This is a genomic window from Helicobacter pylori (assembly GCA_008032935.1).
In the GTDB taxonomy this organism is placed as follows: domain Bacteria; phylum Campylobacterota; class Campylobacteria; order Campylobacterales; family Helicobacteraceae; genus Helicobacter; species Helicobacter pylori_CX.
In genome coordinates this window covers 711833-726022 of sequence record CP032039.1, presented here as the reverse complement: position 1 = coordinate 726022, position 14190 = coordinate 711833, and the positions used below count along the sequence as shown (strand labels likewise).

Here is a 14190-nt window from a genome sequence, read left to right as displayed (position 1 = left end):
GTTACAGCAAGCAACATTTTTTGGCTAAAGTTTTTAATATAAAGCCGCTTAGCCATGAAAAATGCAACATCTTTAATCTAATCGCTTCAAATCAATTGTTCAAAAAACACGCTACCTAACATAAAACAAAAAATCCTTGAATCAAGTCCAAGTTTGAGAGTTATCGGCTTGAAGTGTTCTTTTTCTTACAATTTTTATCAATGTCAAAATCGCATGCTTTTTGCATGTATTCTTCAGCTTTTTGCTTATCTTTTTCCACGCCTAACCCATACCGATAAGACTCTGATAACCCTTCATAAGCCCTAGAAGAGCTCATATCAGCCGCCATTTTATAATAGACAATAGCCTTATCTTTGTCTGGCTCAATACCCAATTGATCATTCCCACTATAATAAATATCCCCTAAAAGGATATAAGCTTCTACATTACCCTTATGCATCGCTTTTCTAAAGCACTCTGTCGCTTTCGCATAGTTGCTTGGAACTCCCCTACCCTCCATATACATGATGCCTAAGTTTATATAGGCGTTAGTATAGCCTTTCTCTGTAGCTATTCTAAAATACTCCACGGCTTTCTTTTCATCTTTAGGCACGCCCCTACCCTCTTTATACATCACGCCTAAATTGTTATACCCTCTAGGTATATCGTTATCAACCGCTTTTTGAAAATATTCAGCCGCTTTTTTGTAATTTTTAGGCACACCCCTACCATTTTCATACATGATCCCTAAAAGAATATAAGCAAGCGGCTCGCCATTTTTAATAGCGCTCTTATAAAAAGAAGCCGCTCGCTCGTATTCCTTATTATTATAGGCCTCCTCCCCCTTATAAATATAATTCCTTTTTTGTTCAAGATGTTCTGCACCAAGAGTGCTAAATAAATATAAACTTGCCAAACAAATCTTCAAGGCTAATTTGCTTGCGTATCCCATTGTTACTCCTCTTGTTTTAATAAGATCAAACATAATGTCAATGGCTACCAATCTTAAAAAAGAAACTGCATGCGTTCTAAAACCAGCAAACATTCTCAAACTCCATTCTGCATACACCATTTAGATCTAGTATCGTCTCTTGTAACGAGAAATTTTACACTATTTTTATGAATTTTAAAACTAAATTTAAGATTTTCTCGCTAAAAAGTCCCCCCTCCATCCCAAAAAATAAGGCTAAATAGGATTAAAAACCTTTATATGAAAAAGAATTAAAATTCTTTCCTTGGATCCGTTGCCCCATAGAAAACGCTCCCTTTAGTTTTAGGCAAAACTTGGATCGCATTCACATCGCCCATGACCGGCTTGGTAACGATTTGATAGCCCATTTTAGTGAGGTTATCTTTCACATCAGCGGGCATGCCAAACTTTTCAATCCTTAATTCATCAGGGAGCCATTGCATGTGGAATCTAGGGGCTGAGACCGCTTCAGAAATATTCATATTATAATCAATGACATTAGAAATCACTTGCAACACCGTCGTGATAATCCTAGACCCTCCAGGGCTTCCCACCACCAAAAAAACCTTATTGTTTTTCAACACGATCGTAGGCGACATGGAGCTTAAAGGGCGCTTATTGGCTTCAATCGCATTCGCATCGCCCCCCACTAAACCATAGAGATTAGGATTCCCAGGCTTTATGGAAAAATCATCCATTTCATTGTTCAATAAAAATCCTGCCCCATCAATACTAGCAGCGCTTCCATAAGAGGCGTTAATGGTGTAAGTAACGCTGACTGCATTCCCCCACCTGTCCGCTACAGAATAATGCGTGGTGTTGCTCCCCTCATGCAACTGCCCCATTCCTGGTTTGATTTGAGAGCTTGGCGTAACCGTATCTGGCTGGATAGTGTCAAAAATCTTTTTGGCATACGCTTTATTAATCAATTTATCCACCGGCACCGAAACAAAATCAGCGTCTCCCATATAAACCGATCGGTCCGCATAAGCTTGGCGCATCGCTTCTGCAGCGATATGGATATTCTTAGAAGCCCCATACCCAAGGGTGCTTAAATCCGCATTTTCCATGACATTTAAAATCTGGATCAAATGCGTGCCTCCTGAACTTGGTGGCGACATAGAAATGATCTTATACCCACGATAACTCCCCACTACCGGTTTGCGCCATTTCACATTGTAACTGGCTAAATCTTCTTTAGTGATAATCCCTCCATTCTTTTTCATGTCTTTCTCAATAAGCTCAGCGACTTGCCCTTGATAAAAGCCTTTAGCGCCTAGTGTTTTGATTTGATTCAAAGTCTTGGCTAAATCTTTTTGGACAAACAAATCCCCTTCTTGATAATCAAGATGCCCTTTTTTAAAAAAATACTTTTTGCTAGAACTGTATTTTAAAAACCGCTCCCTCGCTTCCTTTAAGGTTTCTGCTTGTCTTTGTGAAATCGCATAACCATTTTCAGCCAATTTAATGGCAGGATCAATGAGTTGCGATAGTTTTTTGGTGCCGTATTTTTTCAACATCGCTTCCATGCCCGCCACCGTTCCAGGAACCCCAGCCGCCAAATAGCCATCTTCACTGAGTTTAGGGACTACATTGCCTTGCTTGTCTAAAAACATGTCTTTAGTGGCTTTTAAGGGGGCTTTTTCTCTAAAATCTAAGGCAACATTTTCACCATTAGCCAAATGGATAACCGCAAAACCCCCACCACCAATATTGCCTGCTGCAGGATGGACAACCGCTAGAGCAAAACCTATCGCTACCGCCGCATCAATCGCATTACCTCCCTCTTCTAAAACCTTTTGCCCGATTTCAGTGGCTAGCGGGTGGCTAGAAAGGGCTAACCCTACTTTAGTGTTTTTAATGGGCGGGTAACTCGCTGCGCTCAAAGGGCTTAACAAACCCAAAGAGAGCGCTATCACGCCCAAGCCAATCGTCTTTAAAAAACTCCGTCTCATCTGTTTTCCTTTCAATCAGTTACGCTTAAAATTTCGTTGTTATTATAACACAAGCTTTACAAAACACCCTCTCGCTTATAGCTTACATGATGCTATTAATTGTTTGAGTGCTGGTTATAAAGAAGGCTCAAAAATGAGTTTTAAAATAAATAGAGTTTAAAAAATAAGTTAAACAAGGCTTATTTGATAAAAACGCTATGGGTAGAAAAATTATTGTTTAATCCCCAATAAAGTGTCTATCATCCGATCAATAGCGGTAATGACCTTAGCGTTAGCCGCATAACCGCTTTGAAACTTGATTAGATTCAGCATTTCTTCATCCACGCTCACTTGCGAAATAGAGAGTTGCTCTTTTTTAATGGTCTCTAACATGCTCTTTTTAGTGTCCAAAATACGCCCGGATTTTTCAGCGTCCGTGTTGATTTTACCGGTTAAAAATTGATAAAACTCGCTGATTTTCATGGGTTTAATGTCAAACTTGTCGTTATAGAAATCCACGCTATCGTATTGCAATTGCTGCATCATGTTCGCCACATCAAAATTCCCGTTAATGGGAGCAAGCCATGGGCGGATAGTGGTAGGCTCTTTTTTGTATTCTTTATTCAAGCTGATATTGGAAGCGTCATCGCCTTGAAAAAAAGGGTTGAGTTTTAACGCTCCCATAAAATTCGTGCCGTTATCTTTCATAGAGACAAACAACCCTTGCGAAGCGTTTTTAGGCTGGATAACAAACTTTTTAGTCTCATTGTTAAAGCTCGCTGTGAAATAATCATCAAAATCGTTTTCGGTGTTATTATCTTGATTGTCATCGGTGTTAGCGTTAATGGCTTGGATAATATCGTTCATGGTTGTAATGGGTGTGATAGCAATGGTTTTCCTGGCGATTTCTTTACCATCGGTGTTGTAAGCGATTAAATCAAACGAGCCGTTTTTGATATTGTAGTTCGTGTCTTTAAAGGCTTCATCGCTGTTAAACTCCACAGGCTCGCCCTCAATATGATGGCTCGCGCTTTGAGCGTAAATCGCATTAGTGGATTCTATCAAGCCCCTAGCAAAAGAATCCAACAAATCAACATAATCTTGTAATTTGCCCTTTAAAGTCCCGTTAGAGCCGTCATTATACACATTCAATAACGCCCCCACTTTCCCCTGATTGAGCTTGTCAGTAATATTAGTGAGCTTAAAATCATCGCTTTGAAAATAGATTTGGTTCAAACCCCCTTTATTTTCGGATTCTTTAACCACTAAAGGATGGAAAATAGAACCATCAATGATATTGAACCCATGCCCAATATTAAGGTTATAGCTCTCATCAAAATCCGCTGAGTCTTTATCGGTGAGCGAATGGGTTTTAATGCTGCTTTTGAAAACATTCCCCCCTAAAAGCTCTCGCAAATGGAATTCTAATTCATCTCGCTTATCCCTTAATTCATTCGCATGCTTTAAGCTTTTGTTGTTTTCCACTTCTTTGATGCGTTTGTTGATTTGAGCGATTTGAGAACCCAAGCTATTGACTTCTTTAATCACGCTTTTTAATTCTTCACTCGCCTTGTGCTGTAAGGTCGTTAATCTTTCTCTGGTGTCTTTAATGTTGTGCGTTAAAGCTTCTGTTTTTTGCGCAAGGGCTTGTTTTTGAGCGGAGTCTTTGGCGTTTTTAGACAATTCTTTCCATGAATTAAAATAATCTTGCAAATCCGTAAAAAGGCTCGCTTCATCAATGTCCGGAAAATACGCGCTCGCTTCCTTTAAATGCGAAAACTCTGTATCGTAATAAGTGTTTTCGTAATTAGCCTTCGTGTAACGAGAAAAAACAAACTCATCATGCACCCTTTCAATGGCTGTTACATCCACGCCCATATTCACGTTTTTAGTGCCATACATGTAAGCCTCTTGAGGCTTTGCAATCACGCGCTGGCGGCTATAAAATTCATCGCTAGCGTTAGAAATATTATTCCCCGTAACATCCACCATGCTTTGATGGGCTTGTAGGCCGGTGTAAGAAGCGTTGAGTGAAGATAAAATCCCGCCCATTTTACGCCTGCACTCTTAAAAAATGGCTCCCCACATGCCTAGAGCCTTTATAGTCGCAAGTGTCATGGGGAATGATTTGTTGGATGAGCGAAGAATAAAACTCAGAAACCGCAAACGCCATGCGCGAATAAATCAAGTTTTTTTCTTTCAAAACAAGCAAGGACTCTCGCATTTGGTTTAAAAAATCGCTCGTTTTTTCGTCTAACAATCCACTCATTTCTTTATTAGGGAATTGGTTTTTTAAAGATAACATTTGCGCATCTATATTTGCTTTTTCTTTTTCAAAAGCTTGAATCGCTAACTGTTTTTGATGGTTTCTTTCAAAAATTTCGGCATGTTTAGCGAGCTTGATGTCTCTTATATCGCGCTCCGTTAAATCAATCAATGCTTTCAATTGGTTGAGCGCGTTTTCTAAATGAGAATGTAAAACGACCATAACAAATCCTTTGGCTCTTGTTTCAGCCGTATTCAAGCAAATACTATGCCATTTTATTTTATGATAAAACCCAATTTTTTAAGGGGATAGGGGGTATTTTGGAATCATTCTCCCCTTAAAGCTCCCTTTTTAAATCGCCTTTAACATTTGTTTAGCGATTGCAGCAATCACATTCACGCTCATCGCATTCCCTGCTTGGGATAGCAAATGGCTTTCTTTAAAATGTGGATTATTTTTAATCTTAGCGATCAAATCCCTAGGAAATCCTTGCAAAAGCAAGCTTTCAATAGCGTTTAATTTTTTGATTTTGCCTTTTTGGGTATAAAACAAACCATGCCGAGAAGTCCTTAAAGTAGGAAAAACATTAAAATACAACCTTAAATCAGATTGTCTTGTGTCTAAAACAGCGTTTTCTAAAGTTAAGATATTCTCTAAAAAAACCCGGTTATGGTTGTATGGGTTGTACAAGTATCTTTGAAAAATAGCGTTACTCACATCCAAATAACACTCATTATCTGCGTCTAAAAAATCTTCAAAATAATAATCATTGGCTAAACCTAAAGGGAAATTAAATGGGTGTTTCAAATCCTTCCTAAACCCTACGATATAAAGGCGTTCTCTCTTTTGGGCTAATTGGAAATCAGCGCTGTTTAAAATTTGATAATAAGTTGTATAACCCACTTCTTGTAGGGCTTTGATAATGGTTTTAAAAGTTTCTTGTTGCTTATGATGGATCAAGCCCTTAACGTTTTCAAGCAAGAAACATTTGGGCTGTTTGACTTTTAAGATACGAATAATCCCATAAATAATAGTCCCTCTTTCATCTTCAAGCCCCTTCCTTTTGCCATTGATAGAAAAAGCTTGACAAGGAAACCCACTAATGAGCGCATCAAAATCGGGTAAATCATTAGGATTGATTCGCATCAAATCCCCAAAATTATGGGTATCTTTAAAAAATAATTCATAAGTTCTAAGAGCTTCATGATTGATTTCGGCATGCCCTACGCATTTTAAATGGCATTGCTCCAAGCCCAAACGGCCTCCACCAATACCAGAGCAAAAATCCATGAAAGTTAAAATCCCCAATCAATCATTCCTAACACACGACTAAAAACATGCCCTATTTAAGAAAGCAACAAACTCATTTTAAAACACAGAGAAACTAAAATTTAATGAAAAGCAAAATCACAGCAAGAATAAACCCCCTAGAAATGAAGCCCTTAAACCCCCTAGCTTATCCCCAATAAATCCTGTGCCATTTTGTGAGAAGTCTCATGCAAGTTGATTTTATACTGGTTATTTTCAATCGCTTTCTTGATCTCAGCTACCCTATCAAGAGCGGCCTCATTGTTTTCAACTTTTTCATTCTTTTCCACACGCTTATAATTCCCCAAAGACTGCACCGGAGCAAGAGAAGAAACGGCATTAATCATTGTAAAATCCTTTAATTTGATATTCATTCCATTACAGCAAGTATCGGCAAAAAAGAAAAAAAGTTAATGGATTTTTGAAATCTGTTTTTGCAATTCCTTACCAAATTTCTTGGTGGTGGTGATGGGTTTTTTTCCGGTTTCTGCCACAGAGCCAAAAGATTGCGATTGCAAACTTTTAAACATAAAAAACATCAAAAAAATTAAAATATAACAAAACAAAAAAAAGCAAATGGTAGGGAATAGCCAATTCTTGAGATTAGAACCATTCATGACCTTGCCTTTTAAAGACTCCTATACCTTACTACCCATGCGAACATGAGCAACCACAACCCCCACCTTTCTTTCCGCCATGACCCCCATGACCGCCACAGCAACCTGTCCCACCGCCATGGTGTGAAGCTAAAATTTCTTCTTCGCTCACTTCTCTAAAACCTAAAACCTTGAAACGAAACGCTAAAGTTTTCCCAGCTAACGGGTGGTTATAATCCACCATCACATGCGTGTTGCTAAAGTCTTTGATAGTGGCTTGAATGGTTTGATTGTCTTCAGTTTGCCCAAAAACGCTCATGCCTTTTTCTAATTCAATGCCTTCAAATTGATCTCTAGGGACTTCTTGCAAATAGCTGCTTTCATAAACCCCATAAGCTTCCTCTGGGGCGATAACAACCTCTTCCCACTCGCCAATTTGAGCCTTTAATACCGCCTTTTCTAACCCTGCTATGATCTGATTAGCGCCTATAATAAACTCTAAAGGCTCTTTAGAAATATTGCCATCTAGCACAATGCTAGAGCCCTGCTCCCTCACTTCATATTCAATCAAAGCGGCTTGTTTGATTGATTCTAAATCATGGTTTTGCATGGTGGTGTTTCTCCTTGTTTTCTAAGATTTTTTGCGCCATTTTAGCTTGTTCGCTTGAAGGATACAAGTGCTGCAAAGTGTTTAAAAATTTATAATAGTTTTGATCGTCTTTGATTTTTTTAAACGACCATGCCGTATGCCACAAAAGCACAGGCATGTAAGACGCTTTTTTATTTAAAAGAGCGCTCTCTTTGTAATACTTGATCGCTTCTTTATATCTCTTTTCTCCATAAGCCACTTCTCCAAGAACATAACGCACATAATAAAGTCTGTAACTATTGGCTTCTAACCACAACAAACGCTCTTTAGCTTCTGCATAGGATTTGTTTCTAAAAAAAGACAGGGCTTCTTGAAAAATCTCTTTTTGCTTGGACAAATCTTTATCAAACTCCACTTTCGCCTTTTCTTGGGTTTTTTTCTCTTGATTTTTTGGGGCTTCGGCTTTTAAAGAGGGGTTTTTATTGGCCGGAACGCTTGATTTGAGCGGCTTTTCAGCTTTTTCCTCTTGTTCTTTGAGGGCTTTTTGGATTAAGGCGATTTGTGAAACCAAATCCTGGCTTAACTTGGTCAATAATTCACTCATCTCTTTGTTTTGCTTGTCTAACTGCTGGATAGCTTGCTGGTTAGCGTGAATCTCATTCCTCAAATCCTCTAAAGTTTGCGATTGCTGCTTTAATGTGTTAGCCTGCACTTCTTGCGAAGCTTTTAAGGCTCGCAAGGATTCTTCTTGGGAAAGGATAGCGTTATTGAGATCTTTAATCTTATTAGCCTGCCCTTCATAAACGCTCCTTAGACCCTCTTGAGCTTGAGTGTTAGCCTCTACTTGCGAATGGATTTTGGTCAAAATATTAGAAAAATTCTTACTATTGATTTGCAACTGCTTGAGTTCTTTTTTGGTAGCTCCGCTTTGTAAATCAAACGCTGAAGGCTCCCCATTGAGAAAAAAGGGAGCGATAAAAGGGATAAAAAAAAGCCTTTTCATCCTAGAATTACTTCACTAATTTGACATCCACTCTTCTGTTTTCTTTGTAACATTCTCTAGTTTTTTGGGCGCATTTGGGTTTGGTTTCACCAAAACTGATGGTTTTGATCATATCTTTTTCTACCCCTTTAATGACTAAAGCGTTTTTCACGCTCAAAGTCCTTTTAACGCCAAGCGCTTGGTTGTATTCGCTAGAGCCAAATTCATCGGTATTGCCTTCCAAAAGCACTTGCATGTGGTTTTCTTTAGCTTTTTGCACGATCTCATCTAAAGTCTCTTGATCGGATTCTTTGATCTCATACTTGTCAAAATCAAAATAAATAGAAGCGATGATAGTCCCGCTCTCAACAGCCGGCTTTTCTTCAACCACTGGAGCTGGCTCTTGTTTAGGCTCTTCTTTCTCTGGAGCTGGTTCTGTAGTAACAGGTGCAGTCTGAACCGTTTTAGCACTCACATCACCAGCCACAGTCTTATTATCCATTTTATGACTACAGCCAGCTACCAATAAAAAAGCTACCAAGAAACTAAATACAGAAGATCTCTTCATTATAAATTCTCCAAGAATCAAATTTTAATAAATGTAAATATTAACTCACATTCGCTTAATTTAACCTTACCAATCAAAGGCTTGTATTTTCACATTCTTTAAAGGGAATAAAAAACTCTGATTATAATCTAGCAAAATAAGCCCCATGGCGTATTCTTGGGGTGTCTTTTTGATATACATGATATTTCTCCCATCCATAGAAAAACGAGGCATCTGGTTAGAGCCATTCACGGTAAGCCTGCGGATATATTTGCTATTTAAGGTGATCAGATTCAAATTAAACACCGTTTTGCCAAATTCATTAAGATTTTCCCGGCTCACATACACAATACTATCTTTATAAGCGTCAATGGATTCATTGCTTCTTCCTTCATAAAGGAGTTGCTCCGCACTCTCTTTTAACCCCAATTTCTTCATATAGATGTTAGGATAACCGGATCTATCCGAAACAAAAGCCATAGACTTGTTATCTTCTAAAAACACTCCTGAAACATCTATCCCCGGATAGCGCGTTATTTTAGTTTTAGTTTTTTTATGCGTGTCATACAAATACACATCCGGTTGGCCATCAGGGGCTAAAGACATTAAAATTTTAGAGCCATCAGAACTCACGCTAGAGACCACAGCCATTCCTTGAGAGCTAGCGATATTCTCATGAGTGGCTTTTTGAATGTTGTATTTTAAAATCATGGGCGTTCTTTCGCCATACTGCGTGTAATAAAACTCCGTTTGCTCAGCGTTCGCCCATTTAGGGAAGATATTGAGTCGGTTGTTTTTGATGATTTCTTTTTGATAACGCATCGTATAATCGGCTAAGGCGATATTTGTGATTCCTGGTCCAATGTATTTAGAAAAAACAATAAGGCGCTTCATCCAAGCGATAGAAGGGGCTTTTAAATAATCATTCACCACAATGGCCATGTTGTGTGCTGCAAAAGGGTATAGATCTAAACTTAAAATGGGGTAGTCAAAAGTTTTAACAAGAGCGCTTGTATTGACATCATAAAGTTTTAATCGTGAAATTTTATTGCCGTTTTCTACCGCCACGCTCACCAACGCTACAAGATGGACTTTTTTATCCTTGAGTTCTGCGTAATTGATAGCGCCTTGATCCTTGTTTTGAGAAACATCAAAATGCTGGCTAGTCTTTAAATCATTCGCTAAGACTTCATGCAATTTTAAAGCGTAATTGGCATCGTTATCTATAGAGTAGCGCACTTCAATCTTAGGAAGTTTTTGAATGGTTTTAATAATATCTAGTGTTTTATCCGTTGCAAAAAGCCCTATAGTATATATTAAAAAAGCCATAAATACCTCATTGTTCTTCCTTAGTGGTGAAATTAACTTGAATAGAAATCATGTTGCCTCCAGGATATGGGGGAAAATCCACTTTCTTTAAATCATTTAAAAGGGTCATCACACTCTTGTTATAATCCTTAAAATCAGAGTAGCTAAGAATGGTATAATCAAACTCCCCATCTTTAGTGATCATAATCAGAGCGCTCACTGAAGCCTTGTGATAAAAAACCCCTTTCCAACCTTTATATAAAATCTGATAGATTTGAGCATACCACTCTTGATAAGCCTTTTCATCAACCCCATCTTGTTTAGGGATTTGCAAATCCAAAGTCTTGTTTTTAACGCTTTCTAGTTTTTGCGCGAATTGATTCAAATTCTGTTGCAAACCTTTCAACATCTCTTGATTTTTTTGGTTTTGCTTTAAGCGTTGCTGTTCTTTTAAACGCCTTTGCTCTTCTTCTTGCTCATTTTTTTGATCATCTTTTTGAGCGTTTGCGTCTGTCTTTTCTTGAAAATCATTGAGTGAAGAAAAAATATTTTCAAGGCTTTCTTCTTGTTCTTTAGGATCAATAAAATCGCCCTCCTTATCAGTTGCGTTTTTTTCAACTGCTTTTTCATCTTTTTTTTCTTCTGCTTTTTCAGCGATTTTTTCATCTTTTTTTTCATCGCTTGGCAAATCTTCTAAATTCAAATCAATGACTTGTTCGTTTTTTTTGCCCAAATCCAAAAGGATTTTCTCCGCTTCTTTATTATGCCTTTCTAGCAACAAACCATATAATAACAAAGCATAGAGCAAAAACGCTAAAAAGCCAGAAACAACAAAGATCGCGCTCTTACTCATGCAAATTAGCCCTACTTTTTAAGGACTTGTAATTAAAGAAACTTTTAAAAAACCCGCTTCTTTAATCGTTTTTAACAAATAAATCACTTTGTCATAAGTCAATCGTTTGTCCGCGCGGATACTAACCCTAGTATCTTTATCGTATTTCTTAGAAAGCAAGTTGAAAGTATCCGGGAAAGAGTTGTATTCATAGGTTTGACTATCTATATAGATTTTTGCGTCTTTATCCATGCGAATCTCTATCATTTTATCTTGAGTGGCTCTAGCAGTTTTTGAACCAGAAGGCAAAGCAATCTCTTCTTTATAAGTAAGAGTGGGCGTCGTTACCATAAGAATAGCCAATAAAACAAGCATCACATCCACTAAAGGCGTGATATTGAGTTCTGGCTTGTCTTCATCCCAATAGTTATCATAATTCATAAAAACCTTCTAACTCCCTATTTAAGATATATAAAATCCCCTTAAAGCTTTATTTTTTAGAAGACAAAATATCCACTTGCATCTGCACATAAACCGATAAATCATACACCTTGCGTTTTAAAATCAAGTAAAAAGAATAGGCTGGAATGGCCGCTAAAATACCTGCAGCGGTGGCGATAAGAGCCTTAGAAATAATGGGTGCGATCACCCCAAAAGAAGCTTGACCTAACGCGCCCAAATTGTTAAACGCTTCTAAAATTTCAACCACCGTTCCAAACAAACCAATAAAGGGGGCTGTAGAAGAGATGATGCTCAATACCACTAAACCCGTCGTGCTTTGCTTAAGAACCTGGTGTTTCCAAGCCTGCAACAATTCATTAGAATACCTTTTGGTTTCATCATTTCTTTTTTTATTAAACATGAAATGCTCTGGAGCGTCTTGCGCCCCATTAAGAATGTTAGACAAAGATTGCATCTCGCGCTTGAGTTCAATCTTTAACACAATGCTCTTATACAAAAACACCCATAAAGTCATCACCAAATAGAGCGAAATCCAAACTAAAACAAGCGTGGTAACAAACCCGCTCTTATTGAAAAAATAAACGATTGAATCTAACATGATTATCCCCTTAAAGAGACTCAATCTTAGCGAGCACGCTAGAGACCGCTAACCTGTCAGAGCTTGCGTCCTCTAAAAGCTTTTTAGCCCTAGAGATAGCATCGTCTCTGTCGTCTGATTCTTTTTTAATAAAGACTGCCCCATCGGCTAAAATATCCACCCGTTCATTAGTAACTTCTGCATAGCCCCAATTGATCGCAATGTGCTCTTTTTGATTTTCAGTTTCAATCTCAACCACTCCCGCCTGAAGCAAGGTGATCATGTTGCTATGCCCATAAAGCACCCCAAATTCCCCTTCAACTCCTGGCAACACAACGCTTTTAACCTCTCCTGTATAAACTTCCCCCTCAGGAACTACCACACTAATTTTCAACAAAGCCATCACAAAACCCTTAGGAATTTTTCATGTTTTTAGCTTTTTCTAAAACCTCTTGAATGCTGCCCACCATGTAAAACGCGTTCTCAGGAATATGATCGTATTTACCTTCTAAAATCCCTCCAAAGCCCTCTAAAGTCTCTTGGAGAGTCACATACTTACCGGGACTTCCCGTAAACACTTCAGCCACAAAAAACGGCTGGGATAAAAACTTCTCAATTTTTCTGGCCCTTTCAACCGTTTTTTTATCCTCTTCGCTCAATTCGTCCAATCCCAAAATCGCAATAATATCTTGCAGATCCTTATATTTTTGTAAAACTTGCTGGATACCGGTAGCGATTTCATAGTGCTTCTCGCCGATCATTTGAGGGCTTAAAATCCTTGAAGTGGAATCCAAAGGATCAACTGCAGGATAAATCCCTTTTTCAGCGATCTTTCTGTTCAATACTGTAGTCGCATCCAAATGCGCAAACACCGAAGCAGGAGCTGGATCAGTTAAGTCATCGGCCGGCACATACACCGCTTGAACGGAAGTGATAGAGCCATTTTTAGTGGAAGCGATACGCTCTTGAAGTTTCCCCATTTCCCCGGCTAGCGTGGGCTGATACCCCACGGCTGAAGGGATACGACCCAATAGCGCACTCATTTCCGCACCGCTTTGAGCGTATCTAAAGATGTTATCAATGAACATCAACACGTCTAAGCCCTTTTCATCACGAAAATACTCCGCCATTGTCAAGCCGGTGAATGCGATGCGGTTCCTCGCGCCTGGTGGCTCATTCATTTGCCCATAGCACAGCGCGACTTTGTCTAAAACGCCCCCTTCTTTCATCTCAAAATACAGATCGTTCCCTTCTCTGGTGCGCTCCCCCACACCTGCAAACACCGAATACCCGTTATGCTTATAAGCCACATTGTGGATAAGCTCCATAATGATCACCGTTTTGCCTACGCCAGCCCCACCAAACAAACCTACTTTACCGCCCTTAGAATAAGGCGCGAGCAAGTCAATGACTTTAATGCCGGTTTCAAACATTTCTGTTTTAGTGCTTTGCTGCTCAAAACTAGGGGCTTTTCTGTGAATGGGCCAAGTTAAGGACGGCTTAAGAGGCTCTAAATTGTCAATACTCTCGCCCACAACATTAAAAATGCGCCCTAACACTTCTTCGCCCACAGGCACTTCAATCATTTTGCTGCGAGCCTTCACCACTTGGTTACGCACTAAGCCTTCTGTCATATCCATAGCAATCGCTCGCACCCGATTACCGCCCAAATGGGCTGCCACCTCTAAAACTAAAGCTTTTTGAGTGCCATTGACTTCAAAATTAATGTCTAACGCTTCAAAAATCGCCGGTAGATAGGATTCAAACTCCACATCTACCACCGGGCCTAAAACCTGAATGATTCTACCTTCCATCGCTTTCATCGCTCCTTATTTTAATG

Annotated in this window: 16 protein-coding genes; all 16 read right to left on the bottom strand. The window is 38.9% G+C overall.

Going from position 1 to position 14190, the window contains the following annotated elements; genetic code table 11:
* Window positions 1-160: 160 nt before the first annotated feature.
* Window positions 161-931, bottom strand: coding sequence for an HP1117 family Sel1-like repeat protein (locus tag D2C78_03715; protein ID QEF35808.1), 771 nt, complete (start codon window positions 929-931; stop codon window positions 161-163).
* Window positions 932-1200: 269 nt separating this feature from the next.
* Window positions 1201-2904 (bottom strand): gamma-glutamyltransferase, encoded by a 1704-nt coding sequence (gene ggt, locus D2C78_03710; GenBank protein ID QEF35110.1) that lies wholly within the window; start codon window positions 2902-2904, stop codon window positions 1201-1203.
* A 210-nt stretch (window positions 2905-3114) separates the two neighbouring features.
* Window positions 3115-4935, bottom strand: coding sequence for a flagellar hook-associated protein FlgK (gene flgK, locus D2C78_03705; protein ID QEF35109.1), 1821 nt, complete (start codon window positions 4933-4935; stop codon window positions 3115-3117).
* A gap of 1 nt (window position 4936) precedes the next feature.
* Window positions 4937-5371: a hypothetical protein gene (locus D2C78_03700; GenBank protein QEF35108.1), complete on the bottom strand. Its 435-nt coding sequence runs from the start codon at window positions 5369-5371 to the stop codon at window positions 4937-4939.
* A 129-nt stretch (window positions 5372-5500) separates the two neighbouring features.
* Window positions 5501-6439, bottom strand: a complete 939-nt coding sequence (locus D2C78_03695) for a DNA cytosine methyltransferase (protein QEF35807.1) — start codon at window positions 6437-6439, stop codon at window positions 5501-5503.
* Window positions 6440-6600: 161 nt separating this feature from the next.
* Window positions 6601-6831: a flagellar biosynthesis anti-sigma factor FlgM gene (locus tag D2C78_03690; GenBank protein ID QEF35107.1), complete on the bottom strand. Its 231-nt coding sequence runs from the start codon at window positions 6829-6831 to the stop codon at window positions 6601-6603.
* 36 nt (window positions 6832-6867) lie between these two features.
* On the bottom strand, window positions 6868-7074 hold the full coding sequence (locus D2C78_03685; protein QEF35106.1) for a hypothetical protein: 207 nt from the start codon (window positions 7072-7074) through the stop codon (window positions 6868-6870).
* A gap of 31 nt (window positions 7075-7105) precedes the next feature.
* On the bottom strand, window positions 7106-7663 hold the full coding sequence (locus tag D2C78_03680; GenBank protein ID QEF35105.1) for a peptidylprolyl isomerase: 558 nt from the start codon (window positions 7661-7663) through the stop codon (window positions 7106-7108).
* Window positions 7650-8645 (bottom strand): hypothetical protein, encoded by a 996-nt coding sequence (locus D2C78_03675; GenBank protein QEF35104.1) that lies wholly within the window; start codon window positions 8643-8645, stop codon window positions 7650-7652. The genes D2C78_03680 and D2C78_03675 overlap by 14 nt, the downstream gene beginning before the upstream one ends.
* A 7-nt stretch (window positions 8646-8652) precedes the next feature.
* The gene (locus tag D2C78_03670; protein ID QEF35103.1) at window positions 8653-9192 is read right to left on the bottom strand and encodes an OmpA family protein; all 540 of its coding nucleotides are present in this window, start codon (window positions 9190-9192) and stop codon (window positions 8653-8655) included.
* 66 nt (window positions 9193-9258) lie between these two features.
* Window positions 9259-10500, bottom strand: coding sequence for a Tol-Pal system protein TolB (gene tolB / locus D2C78_03665; protein ID QEF35102.1), 1242 nt, complete (start codon window positions 10498-10500; stop codon window positions 9259-9261).
* A gap of 7 nt (window positions 10501-10507) precedes the next feature.
* A complete protein-coding gene (locus tag D2C78_03660; protein QEF35101.1) occupies window positions 10508-11332 on the bottom strand; it encodes a TonB C-terminal domain-containing protein in 825 nt (274 codons plus the stop codon).
* Between the two features lie 18 nt (window positions 11333-11350).
* Window positions 11351-11752 (bottom strand): ExbD/TolR family protein, encoded by a 402-nt coding sequence (locus D2C78_03655; GenBank protein QEF35100.1) that lies wholly within the window; start codon window positions 11750-11752, stop codon window positions 11351-11353.
* A 49-nt stretch (window positions 11753-11801) separates the two neighbouring features.
* The gene (locus D2C78_03650; protein QEF35099.1) at window positions 11802-12371 is read right to left on the bottom strand and encodes a MotA/TolQ/ExbB proton channel family protein; all 570 of its coding nucleotides are present in this window, start codon (window positions 12369-12371) and stop codon (window positions 11802-11804) included.
* 10 nt (window positions 12372-12381) lie between these two features.
* Complete coding sequence (locus D2C78_03645) at window positions 12382-12756, bottom strand: F0F1 ATP synthase subunit epsilon (protein ID QEF35098.1); 375 nt, start codon at window positions 12754-12756, stop codon at window positions 12382-12384.
* A 7-nt stretch (window positions 12757-12763) separates the two neighbouring features.
* Complete coding sequence (gene atpD, locus D2C78_03640) at window positions 12764-14173, bottom strand: F0F1 ATP synthase subunit beta (protein ID QEF35097.1); 1410 nt, start codon at window positions 14171-14173, stop codon at window positions 12764-12766.
* Window positions 14174-14190 lie beyond the last annotated feature (17 nt).

What these genes read in the sequence shown, in the direction of transcription:
- D2C78_03715 (QEF35808.1), bottom strand. Translation starts at nt 931, where the DNA reads ATGGGATACGCAAGCAAATTAGCCTTGAAGATTTGTTTGGCAAGTTTA.
- ggt (QEF35110.1), bottom strand. Translation starts at nt 2,904, where the DNA reads ATGAGACGGAGTTTTTTAAAGACGATTGGCTTGGGCGTGATAGCGCTC.
- flgK (QEF35109.1), bottom strand. Translation starts at nt 4,935, where the DNA reads ATGGGCGGGATTTTATCTTCACTCAACGCTTCTTACACCGGCCTACAA.
- D2C78_03700 (QEF35108.1), bottom strand. Translation starts at nt 5,371, where the DNA reads ATGGTCGTTTTACATTCTCATTTAGAAAACGCGCTCAACCAATTGAAA.
- D2C78_03695 (QEF35807.1), bottom strand. Translation starts at nt 6,439, where the DNA reads ATGGATTTTTGCTCTGGTATTGGTGGAGGCCGTTTGGGCTTGGAGCAA.
- D2C78_03690 (QEF35107.1), bottom strand. Translation starts at nt 6,831, where the DNA reads ATGAATATCAAATTAAAGGATTTTACAATGATTAATGCCGTTTCTTCT.
- D2C78_03685 (QEF35106.1), bottom strand. Translation starts at nt 7,074, where the DNA reads ATGAATGGTTCTAATCTCAAGAATTGGCTATTCCCTACCATTTGCTTT.
- D2C78_03680 (QEF35105.1), bottom strand. Translation starts at nt 7,663, where the DNA reads ATGCAAAACCATGATTTAGAATCAATCAAACAAGCCGCTTTGATTGAA.
- D2C78_03675 (QEF35104.1), bottom strand. Translation starts at nt 8,645, where the DNA reads ATGAAAAGGCTTTTTTTTATCCCTTTTATCGCTCCCTTTTTTCTCAAT.
- D2C78_03670 (QEF35103.1), bottom strand. Translation starts at nt 9,192, where the DNA reads ATGAAGAGATCTTCTGTATTTAGTTTCTTGGTAGCTTTTTTATTGGTA.
- tolB (QEF35102.1), bottom strand. Translation starts at nt 10,500, where the DNA reads ATGGCTTTTTTAATATATACTATAGGGCTTTTTGCAACGGATAAAACA.
- D2C78_03660 (QEF35101.1), bottom strand. Translation starts at nt 11,332, where the DNA reads ATGAGTAAGAGCGCGATCTTTGTTGTTTCTGGCTTTTTAGCGTTTTTG.
- D2C78_03655 (QEF35100.1), bottom strand. Translation starts at nt 11,752, where the DNA reads ATGAATTATGATAACTATTGGGATGAAGACAAGCCAGAACTCAATATC.
- D2C78_03650 (QEF35099.1), bottom strand. Translation starts at nt 12,371, where the DNA reads ATGTTAGATTCAATCGTTTATTTTTTCAATAAGAGCGGGTTTGTTACC.
- atpD (QEF35097.1), bottom strand. Translation starts at nt 14,173, where the DNA reads ATGAAAGCGATGGAAGGTAGAATCATTCAGGTTTTAGGCCCGGTGGTA.